18 protein-coding genes and 1 rRNA gene are annotated in these 23,066 nt (G+C 71.7%); 1 reads left to right on the forward strand and 18 read right to left on the reverse strand.

Annotated features, from left to right (window positions below; genetic code table 11):
- Positions 1-319: 319 nt before the first annotated feature.
- From PP1_RS04160 to argC, 11 genes are all read right to left on the reverse strand, one after another.
- Positions 320-1,839 (reverse strand): 16S ribosomal RNA (locus PP1_RS04160).
- Positions 1,840-2,269: 430 nt separating this feature from the next.
- Positions 2,270-3,541 carry a tyrosine--tRNA ligase gene (gene tyrS, locus PP1_RS04165; RefSeq protein WP_139323860.1) on the reverse strand — a complete coding sequence of 424 codons (1,272 nt, stop codon included), beginning with the start codon at positions 3,539-3,541 and terminating at the stop codon, positions 2,270-2,272.
- 8 nt (positions 3,542-3,549) lie between these two features.
- Positions 3,550-4,224: a DNA-3-methyladenine glycosylase gene (locus tag PP1_RS04170; protein WP_050802222.1), complete on the reverse strand. Its 675-nt coding sequence runs from the start codon at positions 4,222-4,224 to the stop codon at positions 3,550-3,552.
- Between the two features lie 63 nt (positions 4,225-4,287).
- The gene (locus PP1_RS04175) at positions 4,288-5,511 is read right to left on the reverse strand and encodes an aminotransferase class I/II-fold pyridoxal phosphate-dependent enzyme (RefSeq protein ID WP_010225541.1); all 1,224 of its coding nucleotides are present in this window, start codon (positions 5,509-5,511) and stop codon (positions 4,288-4,290) included.
- Positions 5,508-6,917 carry an argininosuccinate lyase gene (argH, locus tag PP1_RS04180; RefSeq protein WP_010225543.1) on the reverse strand — a complete coding sequence of 470 codons (1,410 nt, stop codon included), beginning with the start codon at positions 6,915-6,917 and terminating at the stop codon, positions 5,508-5,510. The genes PP1_RS04175 and argH overlap by 4 nt, the downstream gene beginning before the upstream one ends.
- Positions 6,918-7,001: 84 nt before the next feature.
- Positions 7,002-7,553, reverse strand: a complete 552-nt coding sequence (locus tag PP1_RS04185) for an arginine repressor (RefSeq protein ID WP_010225546.1) — start codon at positions 7,551-7,553, stop codon at positions 7,002-7,004.
- The gene (argF, locus tag PP1_RS04190) at positions 7,550-8,470 is read right to left on the reverse strand and encodes an ornithine carbamoyltransferase (RefSeq protein WP_010225547.1); all 921 of its coding nucleotides are present in this window, start codon (positions 8,468-8,470) and stop codon (positions 7,550-7,552) included. Before argF ends, PP1_RS04185 begins: the two co-directional genes overlap by 4 nt.
- Positions 8,470-9,663: an acetylornithine transaminase gene (locus tag PP1_RS04195; protein ID WP_010225549.1), complete on the reverse strand. Its 1,194-nt coding sequence runs from the start codon at positions 9,661-9,663 to the stop codon at positions 8,470-8,472. The genes argF and PP1_RS04195 overlap by 1 nt, the downstream gene beginning before the upstream one ends.
- The gene (gene argB / locus PP1_RS04200) at positions 9,660-10,586 is read right to left on the reverse strand and encodes an acetylglutamate kinase (protein ID WP_010225551.1); all 927 of its coding nucleotides are present in this window, start codon (positions 10,584-10,586) and stop codon (positions 9,660-9,662) included. The genes PP1_RS04195 and argB overlap by 4 nt, the downstream gene beginning before the upstream one ends.
- 31 nt (positions 10,587-10,617) lie before the next feature.
- A complete protein-coding gene (gene argJ, locus PP1_RS04205) occupies positions 10,618-11,790 on the reverse strand; it encodes a bifunctional glutamate N-acetyltransferase/amino-acid acetyltransferase ArgJ (protein ID WP_029239252.1) in 1,173 nt (390 codons plus the stop codon).
- A complete protein-coding gene (gene argC / locus PP1_RS04210; protein ID WP_083697336.1) occupies positions 11,787-12,821 on the reverse strand; it encodes an N-acetyl-gamma-glutamyl-phosphate reductase in 1,035 nt (344 codons plus the stop codon). Before argC ends, argJ begins: the two co-directional genes overlap by 4 nt.
- A gap of 102 nt (positions 12,822-12,923) precedes the next feature.
- Between argC and PP1_RS04215 the strand changes: the two genes are divergently transcribed.
- On the forward strand, positions 12,924-13,736 hold the full coding sequence (locus PP1_RS04215) for a hypothetical protein (protein ID WP_075314164.1): 813 nt from the start codon (positions 12,924-12,926) through the stop codon (positions 13,734-13,736).
- 13 nt (positions 13,737-13,749) lie between these two features.
- On the opposite strand, the gene pheT is transcribed toward PP1_RS04215, so the two are convergent.
- The 7 genes from pheT to uvrA all read right to left on the reverse strand — a co-directional run bounded on the left by pheT (position 13,750) and on the right by uvrA (position 22,908).
- Positions 13,750-16,257 (reverse strand): phenylalanine--tRNA ligase subunit beta, encoded by a 2,508-nt coding sequence (gene pheT, locus PP1_RS04220; protein ID WP_029239253.1) that lies wholly within the window; start codon positions 16,255-16,257, stop codon positions 13,750-13,752.
- A 45-nt stretch (positions 16,258-16,302) separates the two neighbouring features.
- Entirely contained in the window at positions 16,303-17,355 is a 1,053-nt protein-coding gene (pheS, locus tag PP1_RS04225; RefSeq protein ID WP_010225560.1) for a phenylalanine--tRNA ligase subunit alpha, read from the reverse strand.
- A gap of 46 nt (positions 17,356-17,401) precedes the next feature.
- Entirely contained in the window at positions 17,402-18,244 is an 843-nt protein-coding gene (locus tag PP1_RS04230) for a TrmH family RNA methyltransferase (RefSeq protein WP_010225562.1), read from the reverse strand.
- 1 nt (position 18,245) lies between these two features.
- Complete coding sequence (rplT, locus tag PP1_RS04235) at positions 18,246-18,629, reverse strand: 50S ribosomal protein L20 (protein WP_010225564.1); 384 nt, start codon at positions 18,627-18,629, stop codon at positions 18,246-18,248.
- 72 nt (positions 18,630-18,701) lie between these two features.
- Positions 18,702-18,896, reverse strand: coding sequence for a 50S ribosomal protein L35 (gene rpmI, locus PP1_RS04240; protein ID WP_010225565.1), 195 nt, complete (start codon positions 18,894-18,896; stop codon positions 18,702-18,704).
- A gap of 96 nt (positions 18,897-18,992) precedes the next feature.
- Positions 18,993-19,565 (reverse strand): translation initiation factor IF-3, encoded by a 573-nt coding sequence (infC, locus tag PP1_RS04245; RefSeq protein WP_050802223.1) that lies wholly within the window; start codon positions 19,563-19,565, stop codon positions 18,993-18,995.
- 319 nt (positions 19,566-19,884) lie between these two features.
- On the reverse strand, positions 19,885-22,908 hold the full coding sequence (gene uvrA / locus PP1_RS04250; RefSeq protein WP_050802224.1) for an excinuclease ABC subunit UvrA: 3,024 nt from the start codon (positions 22,906-22,908) through the stop codon (positions 19,885-19,887).
- Positions 22,909-23,066 lie beyond the last annotated feature (158 nt).

Consider the following 23,066-nt stretch of genomic DNA (forward strand, 5'->3'; position numbering starts at 1 on the left):
CAACAAGATGCTCGCATCCACTATGCAACACTCAACCCACAACCACACAAGACCCCAGGCAACCACCACCCCCAACCAGAAGGCGTTAGGACAACCCAGAACCCACGCGGCCAAAGACAACACCCACCAAACCGGTGTCCCCTCAGGACCCAACAGTGTGCCGAACCACAGCCTGACGTTCATTGCGTTCCACCCAGTCACACCCGACCCACACTCGGGGCCGACAGCGCGATCTCAGTTAAGGAACCAACACATTCCCACATTTCAGAAGAAACGAAAGAAACGAGCCGGTGCCCCACCACATGGTGAGACTCCTTAGAAAGGAGGTGATCCAGCCGCACCTTCCGGTACGGCTACCTTGTTACGACTTCGTCCCAATCGCCAGTCCCACCTTCGACGACTCCCTCCACAAGGGTTGGGCCGCCGGCTTCGGGTGTTACCAACTTTCGTGACGTGACGGGCGGTGTGTACAAGGCCCGGGAACGTATTCACCGCAGCGTTGCTGATCTGCGATTACTAGCGACTCCAACTTCACGGGGTCGAGTTGCAGACCCCGATCCGAACTGAGACTCACTTTAAGGGATTCGCTCCACCTCACAGTCTCGCAGCCCTCTGTATGAGCCATTGTAGCATGTGTGAAGCCCTGGACATAAGGGGCATGATGACTTGACGTCATCCCCACCTTCCTCCGAGTTGACCCCGGCAGTCTCCCATGAGTCCCCACCACTACGTGCTGGCAACATGGAATAAGGGTTGCGCTCGTTGCGGGACTTAACCCAACATCTCACGACACGAGCTGACGACAGCCATGCACCACCTGCACACAGGCCACAAGGGAAACGACATCTCTGCCGCGATCCTGTGCATGTCAAACCCAGGTAAGGTTCTTCGCGTTGCATCGAATTAATCCACATGCTCCGCCGCTTGTGCGGGCCCCCGTCAATTCCTTTGAGTTTTAGCCTTGCGGCCGTACTCCCCAGGCGGGGCGCTTAATGCGTTAGCTGCGGCGCAGAAACCGTGGAATGGTCCCCACACCTAGCGCCCAACGTTTACGGCGTGGACTACCAGGGTATCTAATCCTGTTCGCTCCCCACGCTTTCGCTCCTCAGCGTCAGTATCGGCCCAGAGACCCGCCTTCGCCACCGGTGTTCCTCCTGATATCTGCGCATTTCACCGCTACACCAGGAATTCCAGTCTCCCCTGCCGAACTCAAGTGATGCCCGTATCGACCGCACGCTCAGAGTTAAGCCCCAAGTTTTCACGGCCGACGCGACACACCGCCTACGAGCTCTTTACGCCCAATAATTCCGGACAACGCTCGCACCCTACGTGTTACCGCGGCTGCTGGCACGTAGTTGGCCGGTGCTTCTTCTCCAGGTACCGTCACAAAAGCTTCGTCCCTGGCGAAAGAGGTTTACAACCCGAAGGCCGTCATCCCCCACGCGGCGTCGCTGCGTCAGGCTTCCGCCCATTGCGCAATATTCCCCACTGCTGCCTCCCGTAGGAGTCTGGGCCGTGTCTCAGTCCCAGTGTGGCCGGTCGCCCTCTCAGGCCGGCTACCCGTCACCGCCTTGGTAGGCCATCACCCCACCAACAAGCTGATAGGCCGCGGGCCCATCCCCCACCGAAAAAACTTTCCACCACCCAACATGCGTTGAGAGGTCCTATCCGGTATTAGACCCAGTTTCCCGGGCTTATCCCAGAGTGGAGGGCAGGTCACCCACGTGTTACTCACCCGTTCGCCGCTCGTGTACCCCCGAAAGGGCCTTACCGCTCGACTTGCATGTGTTAAGCACGCCGCCAGCGTTCGTCCTGAGCCAGGATCAAACTCTCCAACAAAAACCCTGACTTACAAACAACTGGCCCACCAGCACGACGGGGTCGCACCGGCAGCCAAACAAACAATCTGGCACAAAAACGCCAAACCATAAAATAGCTCGACACACTGTTGAGTTCTCAAAGGACACCCGCGCTCGAGAACCGGACCTCTCGGCCGTCGTCCCGGGGCGTCAAGTTGCTCCTTCAGGGAGGCAACTCTTCTATGCTACGTGCACCTGAGGCCAGAGTCAACCCTAGTCTCAGGCGTCCTGATCTCCACCAGAGTGGATCTCGAGGCCGTCACCCTCGGACCGGACTCGGGGCTTGGGCCTGTCGGCCGTTCCCGCTCTCGTCCGTCCCGTCCTGGCGACGGAGAGAAAGTTACAGCACCGTGGACAGGGCCTCTGCACGGGGGGTACCCAACGACAGTCTCTGCAGGTCAGGCAGTCATTCAGCCCGCAAGGCGTGCGCCCGCGAGGTTGCGCTTCCCGCGCCGGACCACGAGCCATCCCCCGGCGAGGGCGTCCTCGGCGCGTGGCACCCACTCCTCGTCGGTCACCTTCACGTTGTTCACGTACGCCCCGCCCTCCTTGACCGCGCGGCGCGCGGCGCCCCGGCTGTCGGTCAGTCCGGTCGACACGAGCAGGTCGACGATCGTGTCGCTCCCACCGGTGTCGGCCGTGGGCACCTCGGCGAGCGCTGCGGCCAGCGTGCCGGCGTCCAGCTCGGACAGGTCTGCGCGTCCGAAAAGGGCCTGACTCGCCGTCGTCACCTGCCGGGTCTGCTCCTCACCGTGGACCATCGTGGTCAGCTCGGTCGCCAGCCGTCGTTGTGCGCTGCGCAGATGGGGCGCGTCGGTCAGTTCGGTGGCCAGGACGTCGATCTCCTCGCGATCCAGGAAGGTGAGGAGCTTCAGGTAGCCGATGACGTCGGCGTCGGCGACGTTCACGAAGTACTGGTACCAGGCGTAGGGCGAGGTCCGGTCCGGATCGAGCCAGATGTTGCCGCCACCCGTGGACTTGCCGAACTTCCGGCCCTCGGAGTCCGTCACCAGCGGCAGTGTCATCGCGTGCACGGACGCACCCTCGATCCGCCGGATCAGGTCGACCCCGCCGACGATGTTGCCCCACTGGTCGGAGCCACCGATCTGGAGACGGCAGCCGAGCTCCCGGTACAGGTGCAGGTAGTCCTGCGACTGGAGCAACAGGTAGCTGAACTCGGTGTAGGACATGCCCTCCCCGGCGAGACGACGCTTCACCGTCTCCCGGGCGAGCATCGTGTTCACGGGGAAGTGTTTGCCGAGGTCGCGCAGGAACTCGAGGACGGTCTGCTGCCCCGTCCAGTCCAGGTTGTTGACCGCCAGGGCCCCGGTCGGGGAGTCGTCGAACGTCACGAACCGCTCGAGCTGGCCCCGGATCAGGCCCGTCCACTCGGCGACGGTCGCCTCGTCGTTGAGGGTCCGCTCCCCCACGTCCCGCGGGTCCCCGATCATCCCCGTGGCTCCCCCGGCGAGGATCACCGGCCGGTGACCGGCCTCCTGGAACCGTCGCAATGTCAGCATCGGGACGAGGTGCCCGGCGTGCAGGCTCGGCGCGGTCGGATCGAACCCGGCGTAGAGCGTGATCGGCTCGTCGCCGGCGAGTTCCTTCGCCAGCGCGTCACGGTCGGTGCTCTGCGCGATCAGGCCGCGCCACTCCAGCTCGTCCAGGATGTCCGTACCCACGCCGCCCATCATCGTCGGCGGGGCCGGGACGCCGCATCCGGGTACGGATCCCCATCCGGGGAGCCGCCGTCGGAACGGCTCCTGCGCCCTGCCCGGGTCCCCGCCCGGTACGTACTCACGGCGGTCGACCCCGCCACCCAGTACCGCCACGGCAGGTCGGCCGCGGCCGCCACACCCACCCGGGGACCGGTCCGCACGGACCCGGAGGGCACCGGGTCCCCCGCGACCAGCCGCACGCGCGACGCCGGGTCGGTGATGTCGACACCGTTGTCGTCGCGCCCCAGCCCGAGCAGCGACGCCAGGCGGGCCGGTCCGCGAGCCAGGTCGGCGTCCGTGCGGGCGGTCGGCCGCCGGAGCCGGGCGATCCCCGGGTCGGTCACGACCTCGGCACCACGAAGCAGCACCGCGCCCGGCTCACCGTCGGACAAGCACGTCACGTTCGCGCAGAAGTGCATGCCGTACACGAAGTACACGTAGAGGTGCCCCGGCGGTCCGAACATCACCGCGTTGCGCGGAGTACGGCCCCGGAACGAGTGCGACGCCGGGTCGTCCCGTCCCCGGTACGCCTCGACCTCGACGAGCCGCACCGCGACCACACCGTCCGGGGTGTCCGCCTCCAGCACGCACCCCAGGAGCCGCTCGGCGGCCGGCAGGACGTCGACCGCCAGCTCCGACCGGTCCAGGACGGCCGAGGGGCCCGGCCGGTCGTACCGGTCGGGCCCCTCGGCGTCGTGCTCCGCCCCCACTCAGCGCCGGGACAGGGCGAGCTGCACGCAGGTCACGACACCCGCCATCGCCTTCTCCACCTCGTCCTGCGGCGGCAGGGTCGGGGCGAGGCGGATGACCGCGTCCTGCGGGTCCTTGCCTCCCGGGTGCGTCGCACCGGCCGGCGTCAGCACGACGCCGGCGTCCTTGGCGAGGCGCACGACCTCGGTCGCCAGACCGTCCGGAACGGTGAGGCTGACGAAGTAGCCGCCCTTCGGCGTCGTCCACGAGACGCCCTCGACGTCGGAGAACGCCTCGCTCAGCAGCCGTTCGACGGCGGCGAACTTCGGCGCGATCAGCTCACGGTGGGCGGCCATGTGGGCACGCAGACCGGCCTCGTCCTTGAGGAAGCGGGCCTGGCGCAGGTGATTGACCTTGTCCGGGCCGATCGACTTCTTGCCGGTGAGCGCCGTCCACCACTCGACGTTCGCCGGCGACGCGCCGAGGAAGGCGACGCCGGCACCGGCGAGCGTGATCTTCGAGGTCGAGCCGAACACGAACGGACGGTCGGGGTGACCGGCCTCGGCGGCCAGCGCCAGCATGTCGGCGATCTCGATCTCGTCGGTGGTCAGGTGGTGCACCGCGTAGGCGTTGTCCCACATGATCCGGAAGTCCGGGGCCGCGGTCGGCATCGACGCGAGCCGGCGCACGACGTCGTCGGAGTAGACGGCACCGTCCGGGTTCGAGTACTTGGGCACGCACCAGATGCCCTTGATCGACGGGTCGTCGGCCACGAGCCGCTCGACCTCGTCCATGTCCGGGCCCTCGGGGGTCATCGGAACGGACACCAGGTCGATGCCGAGGCGGTCGCAGACGCCGTAGTGCCGGTCGTAGCCGGGGACGGGCGCGATGAAGGCCACCCGGCCGGCGTCGGCCCAGCGGGTGGTCGCGCCCGGCAACGGGGACAGCAGCGCGTGCACCAGCGTGTCGTGCATCAGCTCCAGGCTGGAGTTGTTCCACGCGATCAGCTGGTCGACCGGGACCTGCAGGGACGGCGCGAAGATCTCCCGGAGCTCGGGCAGGCCCTTGAGACCGCCGTAGTTGCGGGTGTCGGTGCCGTCGGCTGCGCGGTGGTCACCCGCACCCGGCAGTCCGAGCAGCGCGTTCGACAGGTCGAGCTGCTCGGATGACGGCTTGCCCCGCGTCAGGTCCAGCTTCAGGCCGGCGGCCTTGAGCTCCTCGTACGCTGCGGCAGGGTCGGTCATGCGGTTCCTCCGGTGAACTCTCGTGCTGCTGCGGCTTCGTCGCGCAGGTCGGTCAGCTGCTCGGCGACCCGGTCGCCCGCGGTACCGCCCCGGGCGTCCCGCGACGCGATGGAGCCTTCCACGCTCAGCACCTCGCGGACACTCGGAGTCAGCGCCGGGTGGACGCCGGCCAGTTCGCCGTCGGTCAGGTCGTCGAGGCCGACGCCGCGGGCCTCCGCGGCCCGGACGCATCCGCCGGCCGCCTCGTGCGCCACCCGGAACGGCACGCCCTGGCGGACGAGCCACTCCGCGACGTCCGTCGCGAGGGTGAAGCCGGCCGGGGCCAGCTCGGCCAGCCGGTCGGTGTGGAAGGTCAGTGTCGCCACCATCCCGGCGATCGCGGGGAGCAGGAGCTCGAGCTGGGCGACCGAGTCGAACAGCGGCTCCTTGTCCTCCTGCAGGTCGCGGTTGTAGGCGAGCGGAAGGCCCTTGAGCGTCGTCATCAGCCCGGTGAGGTTCCCGACCAGCCGGCCGGACTTGCCGCGGGCCAGCTCCGCGACGTCCGGGTTCTTCTTCTGCGGCATGATCGAGCTGCCCGTGGAGAAGGCGTCGTCGAGGGTGACGTAGCCGAACTCGGCGGTCGCCCAGAGGATCACCTCCTCCGACAGCCGCGAGAGATCGACGCCGATCATCGCGAGCACGAACGCGGCCTCGGCGGCGAAGTCCCGCGACGCGGTGCCGTCGATCGAGTTCGCCGACGAGCTGGTGAAGCCGAGCTCCGCGGCCACGGCCTCCGGGTCGAGCCCCAGCGAGGAACCGGCGAGCGCGCCGGAGCCGTACGGCGAGTACGCGGTGCGCCGGTCCCAGTCGCGGAGCCGGTCCACGTCGCGCAGCAGAGCCTGCGCGTGGGCACCGAGCTGGTGGCCGAGCAGCACCGGCTGGGCGTGCTGCAGGTGGGTGCGGCCCGGCATCGCCGCGCCCGCGTGCGTCTCGGCCTGGCCGACCAGCGCGTCGACCACGTCGAGCACCCCGTCGGCGACCCGCCGGGTCGCGTCGCGCAGCCACATCCGGAACTGGGTGGCGACCTGGTCGTTGCGCGACCGGCCGGCGCGCAGCTTCCCGCCGAGGTCGGGCCCGGCCCGCTCGATCAGGCCGCGCTCCAGAGCGGTGTGCACGTCCTCGTCACCCGGCTCGGGGCCGAACACGCCGGACGCCACGTCCGCGGCGAGCTCGTCGAGCGCCTTGTGCATGCCGGACAGCTCCTCGTCCGACAGCAGTCCGGCGCGGTGCAGCACGCGGGCGTGCGCCTTCGAACCGCGGATGTCGTAGGGGGCCAGTGCCCAGTCGAAGTGCGTCGACTTGCTCAGCGCGGCGAGCGCATCGGCCGGACCGGACGCGAACCGGCCACCCCACAGCGCGGCGCTCATGACCGCCGCCCGTCGCCGGTGCCGCCGGTCGCCGGTGCGGTGCCCGGCCCGGCTCCGTGGGCCGGTACGCCCCGGTCCGCCATGTCAGCTCTCCTTCGTCGCGTGCGCCGGGACCGGCACGTCGGCCGGCACGGCGTTCGGCAGTTCCTGCAGCCGCTGCGCGAGCTCCGCCCCGGTGCGGGGCTCGCGAGCGACCACGATGATCGTGTCGTCGCCGGCGATGGTCCCGACGACGTCGTGCAGCGCGGCCCGGTCGAGCGCGCTCGCAAGGTAGTGCGCGGCGCCCGGCGGCGTCCGCAGGACCGCCAGGTTCCCACTCGCGTCGGCCGAGACGAGCAGCTCCCCCAGCAAGCGGCCCAGCCGCGTCGTGCCGCCCTCGACGCCACGGACCGGGCTTCCGTCCTCGGGGATGCGGTAGACCGGGGCGCCGCCGTCGGGGCCACGGAGCTTGACCGCGCCGAGCTCGTCGAGATCCCGCGACAGCGTGGCCTGTGTGGTCTCGATGCCGTGCAGCTGGTCCAGCAGGACCTGCAGCTCCGGCTGGCTGCGGACCGCGCGGTGCCAGAGCACGTCGACGATCTTGGCCTGCCGGGTGACCCGGCTCGCGTTGCCCTGACGTCGTTCGCCGTCGCTCATGCGCGCAGCAGCCAGGTGAGGAGGGCCTTCTGCGCGTGCAGCCGGTTCTCCGCCTCGTCCCACACCGCGCTGGCCGAGCCGTCGATCACGTCGTCGGTGATCTCCTCCCCGCGGTGCGCGGGCAGGCAGTGCAGCACGATGGCGCCGGGGGCGGCGCGGGCGAGCAGATCGGCGCCGATCTGGTACGAGCGGAACGGCGCGATCCGGTCCAGACCGTCCTCCTCCTGCCCCATCGACGTCCAGGTGTCGGTGACCAGGACGTCGGCGCCCGCGACCGCGGCGACCGGGTCGGCGACGAGCGTGACCGAACCGCCGGTCTGCTCGGCGCGCGCCTTCGCGTCGCGGACCACCTCCGGGTCCGGGGTGAACCCGGCCGGGGCGGACACGCGCACGTGCAGCCCGGCGGTCGCCCCGCCGAGCAGCAGCGAGTGCGCGATGTTGTTCGCGCCGTCGCCGAGGTAGGTGAGCGTGACGCCGGCGAGCCGCCCGAGCCGCTCCCGGACCGTCTGCAGGTCGGCGAGGATCTGGCACGGGTGGAACCGGTCGGTCAGCGCGTTCACCACCGGCACGGTCGCCACCGATGCCATCTCCTCGATCCGCTCCTGGCCCGAGGTGCGCCAGACGATCGCGTCGACGTAGCGGGACAGGACCCGGGAGGTGTCGGAGATGGTCTCGCCACGCCCGAGCTGGCTGGTGGTCCCGTCGAGGATGACCGCCGTGCCCCCGAGCTGGGTGATCCCGGCCTCGAACGACACGCGGGTGCGGGTCGAGGACTTGTCGAAGACGACGGCGACGGCCTTCGGTCCCTCGAGGGGACGCTCGGAGAACCGGTCGGCCTTGAGCCGGTCGGCCAGGTCGAGGACCTCGGTCTGCTCGGCCGGGGAGAGATCGTCGTCGCGCAGGAGGTGACGGAGCATCAGCTGCCCTGGCCTTCCCGCTCGGCGGCGGCCGCGTCGAGGATCGCGGGGAACGCGGCGAGGAACTCGTGGGCCTCCTCGTCGGTCAGTGTGAGCGCCGGGGCCAGGCGCAGCCGCTCCGGTGTGCAGTTGTTGATCAGGAAACCGGCGTCGCGCGCCGCGGTCGCCGCCTGGGCCGCGACCGGCGAGGTCAGCCCGATGCCGATGTGCAGGCCCGCACCCGTCACCTCGCCGACCACCGGGTGTCCGAGGCCCTCGATCCCGCTGCGGATCTCCTTGCCGAGCCGGCCGACGTGCTCGAGCAGGCCGTCGGTCGCGACCGTGTCGAGCACCGCGAGCGCCGCCGCGCAGGCGACCGGGTTGCCGCCGAAGGTGGTGCCGTGCTGCCCCGGTTCGAGCAGCGCGGCCGCTGCGCCGATCCCGATGCAGGCTCCGATCGGCAGACCGCCACCGAGGCCCTTGGCCAGGGTGACGACGTCGGGAACGACGCCGTGGGCCTGGTGGGCGAACCACTGCCCGGTCCGCCCGATGCCCGTCTGCACCTCGTCGAGGACGAGCAGGGCCCCCCGCTCCGCGGTGATCCGGCGCGCCTCGGCGAGATAGCCCTCCGGGGGCACGATCACCCCGGCCTCGCCGAGGATCGGCTCCAGGAACACCGCGGCCGTGTTCTCGGTGACCGCCGCGTCGAGCGCCGCGAGGTCTCCGAACGGGACGTGCGTGACACCCGACGGCATCGGCTCGAACGGGGCCCGCTTCGCCGGCTGCCCGGTGAGCGCGAGCGCTCCCATGGTGCGGCCGTGGAACGCACCCTCGCAGGCGACGATCTCCGGCCGCCCGGTGCGGCGCGCGATCTTGAACGCGGCCTCGTTGGCCTCGGTCCCGGAGTTGCAGAGGAGCGTGCGCGCGTCGACCCGGCCGAGCAGCCCCTGCAGGCGCTCGGCGAGCTGGAGAGCGGGCTCGGTGATGAAGAAGTTCGAGGTGTGGCCGAGCGTGCCGACCTGGGTGGACACCGCCTCGACGACCGCGGGGTGGGCGTGGCCCAGCGCATTGACCGCGATGCCGGCGTAGAGGTCCAGGTACCGGCGGCCCTCGGCGTCCCACACGTGGGCGCCCTCGCCGCGGACCAGGGTCAGCGGCGGGGTGCCGTAGTTGTTCATCAGCGCGGCCTGCCACCGCTGGGCGTGCGTGGTCATTCCTGTGTCACCCCGTCAGCAGGGGTGTCGGGAAGGACCATCGTCCCGACACCCTCGTGTGTGAAGACCTCGAGCAGGACCGAGTGCGGTACCCGCCCGTCGATCACGTGCGCCTGCCCGACGCCCGAGCGCACCGCGCGCAGGCAGGCCTCCATCTTGGGCGCCATGCCGCTCTCCAGCCGGGGCAGCATCGGCTCGAGCTGGTCCGCCGTCAGCGAGGTGATGATCGACTCCGGGTCGGGGTAGTTCGCGTAGAGCCCCTCGACGTCGGTGAGCACCACCAGCTTCGCGGCGTCCAGTGCACCTGCCAGCGCGGCGGCCGCGCTGTCGGCGTTGATGTTGTGCACCTGGCCGTCGGCGTCCGGCGCGATCCCGGCGACCACCGGGATCCGGCCCGCGGCGATGATGTCCAGCACCGCGTCCGGGTTCACCTCGGTGACGTCGCCGACCAGCCCGATGTCGACCGGGTCGCCGCCCACCAGGGCGGTGCGCTTCTCGGCGGTGAACAGGCCGGCGTCCTCACCGGAGAGACCCACCGCCAGGGGCCCGTGCTGGTTGATCAGCCCGACCAGCTCCCGGCCGACCTGACCGAAGAGCACCATCCGGACGATCTCCATCGTCTCCGGGGTGGTGACCCGCAGCCCGCCGCGGAACTCGCCGGGCATTCCCAGCCGGGTGAGCATCGCGCTGATCTGCGGTCCGCCGCCGTGGACGACGACCGGGTGGATGCCCGCCAGCCGCAGGAAGACCATGTCCCGGGCGAAGGCCTGCTTCAGCTCCTCGTCGATCATCGCGTTGCCGCCGTACTTCACGACCACGATCCGGCCGTGGAAGCGCTGCAGCCACGGCAGCGCCTCGGCCAGCACCCCGGCCTTCTCGCCGGCCCGCTTCAGCCGTGCAGGTGTCTCCGGCGAGGGCGCCACCTGCGGCTGCGGTCTGCTCGCGGCGGACTGCTCAGGAGGAGTAGGCACTGTTCTCCTCCACGTAGGCATGGGACAGGTCGGTGGTCCGGATCTCCGCGGTGTTGCCCTCGATCCCGCCGGAGCGGCCGAGCTCGACCTCGATCAGGACGTCCTTGCCGGACAGGTCGCAGTCGGCGCGGTCACCGGCCACGACGGCACCGCGGCACAGCAGCACGCCGTTGATCGTGATGTCCAGCGTCTCCGGATCGATGTCCGCGTCGGCGTACCCGGCCGCGGCGGCGATCCGGCCCCAGTTCGGGTCGGAGCCGAACATCGCGGTCTTCACCAGCGCGTCCCGGGCGATCGTGCGGGCGACCGTGACGGCGTCGTCCTCCGAGGCGGCCCCGCTGACCCGCACGGTGATCCGCTTGCTGACCCCCTCGGCGTCGGCCTGCATCTGGGCGGCCAGGTCCCGGCAGACCCGGGTGAGCGCAGCGGTGAACACGGCCTGGTCGGCCGGCACGCCCGACGCACCCGACGACAGCACGAGCACGGTGTCGTTGGTCGACATCGAGCCGTCGACGTCGAGCCGGTCGAAGCTGTAGCGCACCGCCTCGCGCAGCGCCGCGTCGAGCACGGGCTGCTCGACCACCGCGTCGGTGGTGATCACGCTGAGCATCGTCGCCATCGACGGGGCGATCATCCCGGCGCCCTTGGTGGTGCCGCCGACGGTCCAGCCCGCCGGGTCGGAGACCTGGGCCTCCTTCGGCACGGTGTCGGTGGTCATGATCGCGCCGGCCACCGAGGCCCCCGCCTCGGGAGTCGCCGCCAGCTCGCCGGACACCTTCTCCACACCGGCGAGCACGGTCTCGCGCGGGAGCTGCTCGCCGATCAGACCGGTCGAGCAGATCGCGACCTCGATCGCGCCGCACCCGAGCATCTCCGCGGCCTTCTCCGCGGTGGCGTGCGCCGTCTGGAAGCCCTCGGGGCCGGTGCAGGCGTTCGCGCCGCCGGCGTTGAGCACGACCGCGCGAAGCGCCCCCGTGGTGAGCACCTGCTGCGACCACAACACCGGAGCGGCCTTCACCTTGTTCCGGGTGAACACGCCCGCGGCCTCGGTGCGCGGCCCGTCGTTGACGACCAGCGCCAGGTCGGCCCTGCCGGACTTCTTGATCCCCGCGGCGATCCCCGCGGCACGGAACCCCTGCGCTGCGGTCACACTCACGGTGCCACTCCCGTCGTCGGCAGGCCGGTCGTCTCGGGCAGGCCGAGCGCCAGGTTCATGCACTGCACGGCACCGCCGGCGGTGCCCTTGGTGAGGTTGTCGATGGCGGAGACGACGATCAGGCGCCCCGCGTCGGGGTCGACGGTCATCTGCAGGGCCACCACGTTCGACCCCAGGGTCTGCGCGGTGGTCGGCCACTGCCCCTCCGGCAGCAGCCGGACGAACGGCTCGCCCGCGTAGGCCTTCTCGTACGCCTGCCGGACCGTGGCCGTGTCGGTCGAGGGATCGGCCAGCGGTGCCGAGCACGAGGCGAGGATGCCCCGGGGCAGCGGCGCGAGGACCGGGGTGAAGCTCACCGACACCGGTGCGCCGAGTGCGGCCGACAGGTTCTGGGTGATCTCGGGGGTGTGCCGGTGGGCGCCCCCGACACCGTACGCCGACAGGGAGCCCATGACCTCGGCGCCGAGCAGGTGGGGCTTGAGCGACTTGCCCGCGCCCGACGTGCCGGTCACGGCGGTGATCACGACCTCGGGCGCGACCAGGCCCGCGACCAGCGCGGGGAACAGTGCGAGGCTCGTGCCCGTCGGGTAGCAGCCGGGCACGGCGACCCGGTTCGAGCCGACGAGCTGCTCCCGTGCCCCGGGCAGCTCGGGCAGGCCGTACGGCCAGTGCCCGGCGTGCTCGCCGCCGTACCAGCGGTCCCACGCGGCGGGATCGGTCAACCGGTGGTCCGCCCCGCAGTCGATCACCAGGGTGTCCTCGCCGAGCTGCGCGGCGAGCTCGGCGGACTTGCCGTGCGGGAGCGCGAGGAACACCGCGTCGTGCCCGGCGAGACACTCCGCCGTGCTCTCCTCCAGCACACGCTCCGCGAGCGGCGCGAGGTGCGGCTGGTGCTCGCCCAGACGGCTCCCGGCGTTGCCGCCTGCTGTGAGGGCACCGATCTCCACGTCCGGATGTGCGAGGAGCAACCGGAGGAGCTCTCCCCCGGCGTACCCGCTGGCTCCCGCCACTGCGATGCGTACCACGTGGATGATTATGCACGCCTGCGGAAGCTCATGCAACGCGGTTCGCGATCGCGATCGGGGGACCGCGGACCGCGACCGGCGACGCCGCCGGACCCTAGCCTCCCGCGGGTGCGGACGGAGCGTTCGACCGGGTGTCTCCCGGCGAGGATCGTCGCGGCGGGCCTGACCGGCCTGGCCGCGGTCGTGCTGGTGGGCTGCGCGACCACCGTGGCGGGCACGCCGTGGCCGGCCGGTCAGGGACCGGCCCGTCCCGCCGGGGTGGCCGCACCGGTACCCGGGCCCACGGCGACACGCGTCCCACCGTCGTCGTTCACGGAGCCGGCGTCGCCGGTGACGGGCGAGCCCGCGCCGGCCCCGGTGCCGGAACCCGCCCCGCAGACACCACCGCCCGCCCCGGTGACCGGGGCGACCCGCGTCGTCCCGCCGGTCGCGGTCGGCGGTGACGGGGAGACCGGTGGTCGCCGGCCGGGGCGTGGCGCCCCGGTGCCACGACCCGCCACCGCGCCGCCCGCGCTCACCTCGGACGTCCTCGCGGACGAGTGCCTCCTCGACGAGGTGGCCCTGACCGGCCTGCTCGGCACCGGCCCGGCCGTCGACGCGGCCGACTCCGAGGTCCGCCGGTCGGACGGCACCACCACCCGCTCCTGCTTCGCCGTCGGCGGGTCGTCGTCGGTCGCGGTGAACGTGTACACGACCAACCGGACTACCCCGGCCCGCTACGTGCGCGACGCCGCGGGCGCCCGCCCGCTCACCGGGACCGGCGACGGCACGCAGGCCGCACTGCTCGGCACGGTGGCCGGTCCGACGCTGCAGCTCGGGACCGCACGCCACCTCGTGACGATCGCCGTCGCCGGCCGCACCCCGAGCGACGAGCAGTGGCGGGCCGCCGCACGCTCCGCGGCCGCCGCGCTCCCCCGCTGAGCCACGACACGGGTCAGCGCAGCGCCGCCCCGTACCGGCTCGTCGCCTCGGCGACCGCGGCGTCGCGCGCAGTGTTCGCCTCCTCGCTGGTCAGCGTCCGGTCCCCGGCGCGCAACCGGAGCGAGAACGCCAGCGACCGCTTGCCCGCACCGACCTGGTCGCCGGTGTAGACGTCGAACAGCCGCACCGACTCCAGCAGCTCCCCCGCACCCGCGGTCAGCGCGTCCGCGAGGTCCGCCGAGGGGACCGACTCGTCGGCGACCAGGGCGACGTCCACCGCGACCGGCGGGAACGCCGACACCAGCGGGACCGGCAGGTTCTCGCGCAGCGGCACCGCGTCCAGGTCGATCTCGGCGGCGGCGGTGCGCGCAGGGAGACCCAGCGCCTCGACGACCTTCGGGTGCAGCTCGCCGGCGTGACCGACGACCGTCCCGGTCCCGGCCACGACGATCTCGGCGCACCGGCCCGGGTGCCACGGCGCGCGCTCGGCGCGCCGCGGGCGGAGCTCCACCCCCGCCGCCGCACCCGTCAGGCGGGCGGCCTCGACGGCGTCCTCCCAGGCCGCCGGGCGGCCACGCCCCCACCATCCGCGCGGCTCACGGTTCCCGGCGAGGACGACGCCGACGTGCACCGGCTGCGCCGGCAGCGCGGCCCGGATCGCGGCGTACTCGTCGTCGGACGGCCTGCCGGTGACCGCCGGGTCCGGCATCTCCGGTGTGATCTCCTGCGGCTGCACGACCTGCGCGATCGCGTACAGCGCGAGGTCCTCCGTCCCACGGGAACGGTTGCGCACCAGCATGTCCAGCAGCCCCGGCAGCAGGGTGGTGGTCAGCCGGGACCGCTCGGCGTCCAGCGGGTTGGTGACGGCGACGGTGCGACGCCTCTCGTCGTCGGCGTCCAGCCCGAGGTCGTCCCACACGCTGTCGGAGACGAACGGGAACGGCAGCACCTCGACGTGCCCGGCCTCGGCCAGCGCCCGCGACACCGCGCGCCGCCGCAGCTGGGACACCGTCAGCCCGCGCCCGGCCGGAGCGGTCGGCAGCTCGGAGGGGATGGTGTCGTAGCCCTCGAGCCGCAGCACCTCCTCGACCAGGTCGGCGGCCATCCGCAGGTCCGGTCGCCAGGTCGGTGGCGTCGCGACGACGACGCCCTGACCGTCGGTGCCGGTGTCCAGGTCGACCGCGCACCCCACCTGGCCGAGGCGGCGGACGGTGGCACCCCGCGGGTAGGCGACGCCGGCGACCCGGTCCGGCATCGACAGCGGCATCCGCACCGACGGGACCGCAGGGATCCCGCCCTCGTCCGTGCGCCCGTCGGCGAGCGTGCCGCCGCCCAGCTCGACGAGCAGCTGCGCGGCCCGTTCGGCCGCGACCGGCGGCAGCGCCGGATCGACGACCCGCTCGAAACGGCGGGACGCCTCGCTCGGCAGCTTGTGCCGACGCGCGGCGCGGGCGATGACCTGCGGGGCGAAGTGCGCGGCCTCGATCAGCACGTCCACCCGGGCGCCGTCGGCGAGGTCGGCGAGCGCGGGGATCTCGGTCGACGCCCCGCCCATCACGCCGGCGAGGCCGATCGGCCCGGAGTCGTCGGTGATCAGCAGGTCGTCGGGGTCGAGGGTGCGGGACTGCCCGTCGAGCGTCTCCAGCTTCTCCCCCGCCGCCGCCCGGCGGACCTCGATCGCTCCGGAGACGCGCACGGCGTCGTAGGCGTGCAGCGGCTGCCCGAGATCCAGCATGACGAAGTTCGTGACGTCGACGATCAGCGAGATGGGCCGCATCCCGGCGGAGAGCAGCGCGCGCTGCATCCACCAGGGGCTGGCCGCGGCCGGGTCGACGCCGTCCACGCGGCGGACGACGAAGCGCGGGCACCCCTCGGTGTCGGCGATCCGGACCGGCCAGGCGTCGCCGCCGGTGTCCGGGACGGTCACCCGGCCGGCCGGGTCGGTGAAGTCCGCCCCGAGCGAGGTGGCCAGCTCGCGGGCCAGGCCGCGCACGGCGAAGCAGTAGCCCCGGTCCGGGGTGACGGCGAGCTCGACGACCGGCTCGGCCAGACCGAGGACGGTCACGGCGTCGTCGCCCGGCTCGGCGGTGCCCGGGGGCAGCACGAGGATCCCGGCGTGGTCCGCGCCGAGGCCGAGCTCCTTCGCCGAGGCGATCATGCCGTCGGAGACGTGGCCGTAGGTCGTCCGCGAGGCGATCGCGAACCCGCCGGGCAGGACGGCCCCCGGCTCGGTGACGACGACGAGGTCGCCGACGGTGAAGTTGGTCGCCCCGCAGACGACCTGGCGGGAACGGTCACCCTCGAAGCCGACCCGGCAGTACCGGATGGGCTTCTTGAACCCGGTGAGCTCGGAGATCTCCAGCACCCGCGCGACCGTCACCGGCCCGCTGATCTCCGGGGCCGGGTGGATGTCCTCGACCTCCAGCCCGACCCGCACGAAGGCCTCGCCGATCTCCTCGGGCGAGGCGGGCAGGGCCGCCGGGTCGACGTGCCGGGCGAGCCAGGAGGCGGACACTCGCACTGCTCAGAACTCCTCAGGTGGTGACGCAGGTGGTGGCGGGATCGCTCAGACGCCGAACGCGGTGGAGAAGCGGACGTCGCCCTCGACCATGTCGCGCATGTCGGGGATGCCGTTGCGGAACATCAGGGTCCGCTCGATGCCCATGCCGAACGCGAAGCCGGAGAACTCGTCAGGGTCGACGCCCGCGGCGCGCAGGACGTTCGGGTTGACCATCCCGCAGCCACCCCACTCGACCCAGCCCGCCCCGCCCTTCTTCTGCGGGAACCAGAGGTCCACCTCGGCGGACGGCTCGGTGAAGGGGAAGTACGACGGCCGCATCCGGGTACCGGCCTCCGGCCCGAAGACGGCGCGGGCGAACGCGTCGAGGGTGCCCTTGAGGTGCGCCATGGTGAGACCGCGGTCGACGGCGAGCCCCTCGACCTGGTGGAAGACCGGGGTGTGGGTGGCGTCGAGCTCGTCGGTGCGGAACGTACGGCCGGGGCACGCCACGTACACGGGGAGCTCCCGCTCGAGCAGGGTCCGGACCTGCACCGGCGAGGTGTGCGTGCGCAGCACCGTCCCCGAGTCCTGCCCGCGCGCCGGGTCACCGAGGTAGAAGGTGTCCTGCATGGTGCGGGCGGGGTGGTCCTTGCCGAAGTTCAGCGCGTCGAAGTTCAGCCACGACGCCTCGACCTCGGGGCCCTCGGCGACCTCCCAGCCCATCGCGACGAAGATGTCGGCGATCCGCTCGGACAGCTGGGTGACGGGGTGCCGGGCGCCGCGGGGGCACCGGTCCCACGGCAGGGTCACGTCGACGGCCTCGTCGCGCAGCACCCGCGCGTCGCGCTCGGTGACCAGCACGGCCCGGCGCTCGTCGAACGCGGCCTGTGCCTCCTGGCGGGCGGCGTTGACCCGCTTCCCGGCGTCGGCGCGCTCCGGGCCGGGCAGCTGCCCGAGCTCGCGGCGGGCCATCGGGATCGGGGCACGGTCGCCGAGGTGGGCCGGCTTCACGGCGGCCAGGTCGTCCAGGTCCGCGGCGGCGTCGAACGCCGCACGCGCCGCCTCCACGGCAGCCTTCAGCGCGTCCGGGTCCAGCGGGTTCGTACCGTCGTCACTCATGGTGCCCCGATCGTAGAGGTGCGCCCCGAACGGGTTTCGGAGCAGGTCAGTCCCGGGCGGACGGGGGCCGCGGGGCCGCCCCGGCCCGGGCGCCGACCGTCGCGTACAGGCAGATCGCTGCGGCCGTGGCCAGGTTCAGCGACTCGGCGCGGCCATGGATCGGCACCCGCACCCGGTGGTCGGCGGCGGCGAAGACGTCGGGACCGGGACCGTGCGCCTCGCTGCCGAGGATCCAGGCGACCGGACCGGCCAGGATCGGCGCCGCCTCCGGGGCGTGCAGGTCGAGCTCACCGCGGCCGTCGGCGACCAGCGTGGTGAGCCCTGCGGACCGGCAGGCCGCGACGACGCCCTGGGCGTCCCGGTCACGCGCCAGCGGGAGGTGGAAGACACTGCCGGTGGAGGCGCGGACCGCCTTCCCGTTGTGCGGGTCGACGGTGTCCCCGGCGAGCAGGACCGCGTCGCAGCCGGCCGCGTCCGCCACCCGGACCACGGTCCCGACGTTGCCGGGATCGGAGATTCCGGCGCAGACGGTGACGAAGCCGGGACTGCCGGCGAGCGCCGTCGCGAGCGGTACGTCGAGCAGGTCGCAGACCGCGACCAGTCCCTGCGGGGTCACGGTCTCGGACAGGCCGGCCGCCGCCTGGTCGGTGACGGTCAGGACGCGTGCACCCCGCTCCCGCGCCGACTCGACCAGCTCGGGGTGTCGCTGCGCGGCCGCCGTGGTCACGAACAGCTCGTGCACGGGGCAGGCGTCGAGGGCCTCACGGACCGCCTGCGCGCCCTCGACGAGAAAACGCCCGGCCCGATCGCGCCCCGGGCGTCGCAGCAGCTTGCGGGCGGCTGCGACGCGCGGGGTGCGCTCGGTACCGGGCGTCTCGGTACGGGTCACCTCAGGCCGCGGAGCCCTGCTCGGTCCCGGCCGGCAGGTTCTCCTTCGCGACCTTGACCAGCGCGGCGAACGCGGCCGGGTCGCTCACGGCGATCTCGGCGAGGTTCTTGCGGTCGACCTCGACACCGGCGGCCTTGAGGCCCTGGACGAACCGGTTGTACGTCATGTCGTTCGCGCGGGCCGCGGCGTTGATGCGGGTGATCCACAGCTGCCGGAAGTCGCCCTTGCGCTGGCGACGGTCCCGGTAGGAGTAGGTCATGGAGTGGAGCATCTGCTCCTTGGCCTTGCGGTAGAGCCGCGAACGCTGTCCGCGGTATCCGGCGGCCGACTCCAGCGTGGTGCGACGCTTCTTCTGGGCGTTCACCGCGCGCTTCACGCGTGCCATGGTGTGTCTCCTGGGGGGTTTCGGCGCCGGCCGAGGGGGACGGACGGCGCCGGAAGTTCGTGGGGCGGAAAGTCAGCGACCGAGCAGCTTCTTGACGCGCTTCACGTCCGGCTTGGCCACGTCGACCGTGCCCGAGAGGTCACGCTTCTCCTTGCGGGACTTGACCTCCAGCCGGTGACGGAGGCCGGCCTGCTGACGCATCAGCTTGCCGCTGCCGGTGGTGCGGACCCGCTTCGCGGTCCCCTTGTGCGTCTTGTTCTTGGGCATGACGAATCCGTTCGGTGTCGGCCCCCGGCGGCCCGGGGGTCGTTTCGGGTACTGCGTCTCCTCCCACCCGCCGGGCGACCGGCGGGCGGGCCGGACTCACGCCTCGGCTTCCGCCGGGGCGTCGGTGCTGGCGGCGGCCGCGGACTTGCGCGGTGCCGGCTTCTTGGTTGGCGCCAGGACCATCGTCATGTTGCGGCCGTCCTGCTTCGGAGCGGCCTCGACGACGGCGATGTCCCCGATGTCCTCGGCAAGACGCTGCAACAGCCGGTAGCCCAGCTCGGGGCGGGACTGCTCGCGGCCACGGAACATGATCGTGACCTTGACCTTGTTGCCGCCCTCGAGGAAACGGCGGACGTGTCCGCGCTTCGTCTCGTAGTCGTGCTTGTCGATCTTCGGCCGGAGCTTCTGCTCCTTGATCACGGTGAGCTGCTGGTTGCGCCGGGACTCCCGGGCCTTCTGCGCGCTCTCGTACTTGAACTTGCCGTAGTCCATGAGCTTGCAGACCGGCGGGCGGGCCTGGCCGGCGACCTCGACGAGGTCGAGATCGGCGTCCTGGGCCAGCCGGAGGGCGTCCTCGATGCGCACGATCCCGACCTGCTCCCCGTTCGGGCCGACGAGGCGGACCTCGGGCACGCGGATGCGGTCGTTGATGCGGGGCTCTGTGCTGATGGGGTCTCCTGTGTGACTCGCTGTGTCGCTTCTACCTGGTGCGCCGGCGACGACAAGCGAAGACCCGTTGATCGGCCGGGTGGCACACGTACGCCACAGGGCCGGACCATGGACCCGGACGCCGCTACGATCACGGCGCGGGTGGGAGCGGGGCTCCACTTGACGCCCGGAACACACGAGTCAACGCGGCCCCGGGTGGTCGCATTCCCAGGCTAGCAGGCGCTGCCCGGATGCCCGAACCGGGCCCGCCGTCCGGTGCGTCGCGGGGACGTCGGACCGCCGTCCGCCGGTCCGGTCCCCGGAGGACCGGGCACGCGGATCAGGACGCCGCGGTCGCCCGGCTGCGCCGCCGGGTCGCCGGGGCCGAGCCGTTCGAGCTCCCGCTCCCGGTGGCGCCGTTCGACGAGGCGTCGGCCGTACGGCTGCGGGCCGTGCGGCGACGACGTGGCGCCGGGCTGTCGTCTGGTGTCACCAGGTCGCGCAGGAACCGGCCCGTGTGGCTCGCCTGCTCGGCTGCCACCTGCTCGGGTGTCCCCTGTGCGACGACGGTGCCACCACCGGATCCGCCTTCCGGACCCATGTCGATGACCCAGTCCGACGTCTTGATGACGTCGAGGTTGTGCTCGATCACGATCACCGTGTTGCCCTTGTCGGCGAGCCCCTGGATCACCGCGAGCAGCTTGCGGATGTCCTCGAAGTGCAGGCCCGTGGTCGGCTCGTCGAGGATGTAGACGGTCCGGCCGTTGCTGCGCTTCTGCAGCTCGGAGGCCAGCTTGACCCGCTGTGCCTCACCCCCGGACAGCGTGGGAGCGGGCTGCCCGAGACGGACGTAGCCGAGGCCGACGTCGACCAGGGTCCGCAGGTAGCGGCTGATCGAGGTGATCGGCTCGAAGAACTCCGCGGCCTCCTCGATCGGCATGTCGAGCACGTCGGCCACGGTCTTGCCCTTGTAGTGCACCTCGAGCGTCTCCCGGTTGTACCGGGCGCCCTTGCAGACCTCGCACGGGACGTAGACGTCCGGGAGGAAGTTCATCTCGATCTTGATCGTCCCGTCGCCGGTGCACGCCTCGCAGCGGCCGCCCTTGACGTTGAAGGAGAACCGGCCCTCGGCGTAGCCGCGCACCTTCGCCTCGGTGGTCGCGGCGAACAGCTTGCGGACCTTGTCCCAGACCCCGGTGTAGGTCGCCGGGTTGGAGCGCGGGGTCCGCCCGATCGGCGACTGGTCGACCCGCACCAGCTTGTCGACCTGGTCGACGCCCGTGATCCGGGTGTGCCGGCCCGGGACCTGCCGGGCGCCGTTGAGCTTGTTCGCCAGGACCGTGGCCAGGATGTCGTTGATCAGCGTGGACTTGCCGGAGCCGGAGACGCCGGTGATGGAGACCAGGCCACCGAGCGGGACGTCGACGTCGATCCCGCGCAGGTTGTGCTCCCGCGCGCCGACGACGGTCAGCTTCCGGTCGTGGTCCAGCTCGCGGCGCTGCGGCAGCGGGATCGTCTTCCGGCCGGACAGGTACGCCCCCGTCAGGGAGGTGTCGTGCGACTCCAGCTCCGCGACCGGCCCGGAGTGCACGATGTGCCCACCGTGCTCACCGGCACCCGGGCCGATGTCCACCGCCCAGTCGCAGGCCCGGATGGTGTCCTCGTCGTGCTCGACGACGATCAGCGTGTTCCCGAGGTCCTTCAGCCGGGTCAGGGTGTCGATCAGCCGCCGGTTGTCGCGCTGGTGCAGGCCGATCGACGGCTCGTCGAGCACGTAGAGCACGCCGACCAGGCCGGAACCGATCTGGGTGGCCAGCCGGATGCGCTGCGCCTCGCCGCCGGACAGCGTGCCCGCGGCCCGGTCCAGCGACAGGTACTCCAGCCCGACGTCGAGCAGGAAGCCGAGCCTGGCCTGGATCTCCTTGAGCACCGCACCGGCGATCACGGTCTGGCGCTCGTCGAGCACCATGCCCTGCAGGAAGTGCGAGCACTCGGCGACCGACATGTTCGAGACCTGGGCGATCGACCGCTCCCCCAGGTCACGGTGCGGCATGGTGACCGACAGGACCTCGGGCCGCAGTCGCGCGCCGCCGCAGGCCGGGCACGGGATGTCGCGCATGTAACCCTCGTAGCGCTCGCGCTGCGACTCCGACTCGGTCTGCTCCAGGCGACGCTCGAGGAACGGCATGACGCCCTCGAAGTTCGCGTAGTACGACCGCTCCCGGCCGTACCGGTTGCGGTAGCGGACGTGGACCTGGTCGTCGCTCCCGTTCAGCACCGCCTTCTGCGCGGCGGCCGGCAGCTTGCGCCACGGGGTGTCCATCCGGAAACCGATGGCCGTCGACAACCCCGACAGCAGCCGGCCGAAGTACTCGGCGTTGTGCCCGGCGGACCAGGGCGCGATCGCGCCGTCGCCGAGCGACAGGTCCGGGTCGGGGACGACCAGCTCCGGGTCGACCTCCTTCTTGATGCCCAGGCCCGCGCAGGCCGGGCAGGCGCCGTAGGGCGAGTTGAAGGAGAAGGTCCGGGGCTCGAGGTCGTCGACGGCGAGGGTGTGCCCGTTCGGGCAGGCCATCTTCTCGGAGAACCGGCGCTCGCGGCCGGCGTCGTCGTCGGGGAGGTCGACGAAGTCCAGCACGACGAGCCCGTCCGCCAGCCGCAGCGCCGTCTCCACCGAGTCGGTGAGCCGCTGCTTGGCGGTCGCCTTGACCGACAGCCGGTCGACGACGACGGAGATGTCGTGCTTCTCCTGCTTCTTCAGCTTCGGCGGGTCCGCGAGCTGGTGCACGGTGCCGTCGACGAGCACCCGGGAGTAGCCCTGCGACTGCAGGGTGGAGAACAGGTCGACGAACTCGCCCTTGCGGGTCCGGACGACCGGGGCGAGCACCTGGAAGCGGCTGCCCTGCTCCATCTCGAGGACCTGGTCCACGATCTGCTGCGGCGTCTGCTTCGCGATCCGCTCGCCGCACTGCGGGCAGTGCGGGATCCCGGCCCGCGCGTAGAGCAGGCGCAGGTAGTCGTGGATCTCGGTGATCGTGCCGACCGTCGACCGCGGGTTGCGGTTGGTCGACTTCTGGTCGATCGAGACCGCCGGGGAGAGGCCCTCGATGAAGTCGACGTCGGGCTTGTCCATCTGCCCGAGGAACTGCCGGGCGTAGGCCGACAGCGACTCGACGTACCGGCGCTGACCCTCGGCGAAGATCGTGTCGAACGCGAGGCTCGACTTGCCCGACCCGGACAGCCCGGTGAACACGATCATGCTGTCGCGGGGCAGGTCGATGTCGACGCCCTGCAGGTTGTGCTCGCGCGCGCCGCGCACGACCAGCTTCGGACCGCTCGGTACCGGCTGGGCGCCCGGTGACAGGGCGTCGCCGGCCTCGCGGCGGTCGGTGCTCTGGTCGCTCACGATGCGCGCCTCCTGGAACAGCGGGGTCGTCGGGCCGGACCCGGTTGTGACGCCCGCGGCGGTCGGGACATTCCCGTGACCGGGCTCCGGCGGCCGGTGCGGGCTGTCTCCACGTC

Origin of the sequence: Pseudonocardia sp. P1, from assembly GCF_000178675.2 — a bacterium.
Taxonomy (GTDB): Bacteria; Actinomycetota; Actinomycetes; order Mycobacteriales; family Pseudonocardiaceae; genus Pseudonocardia.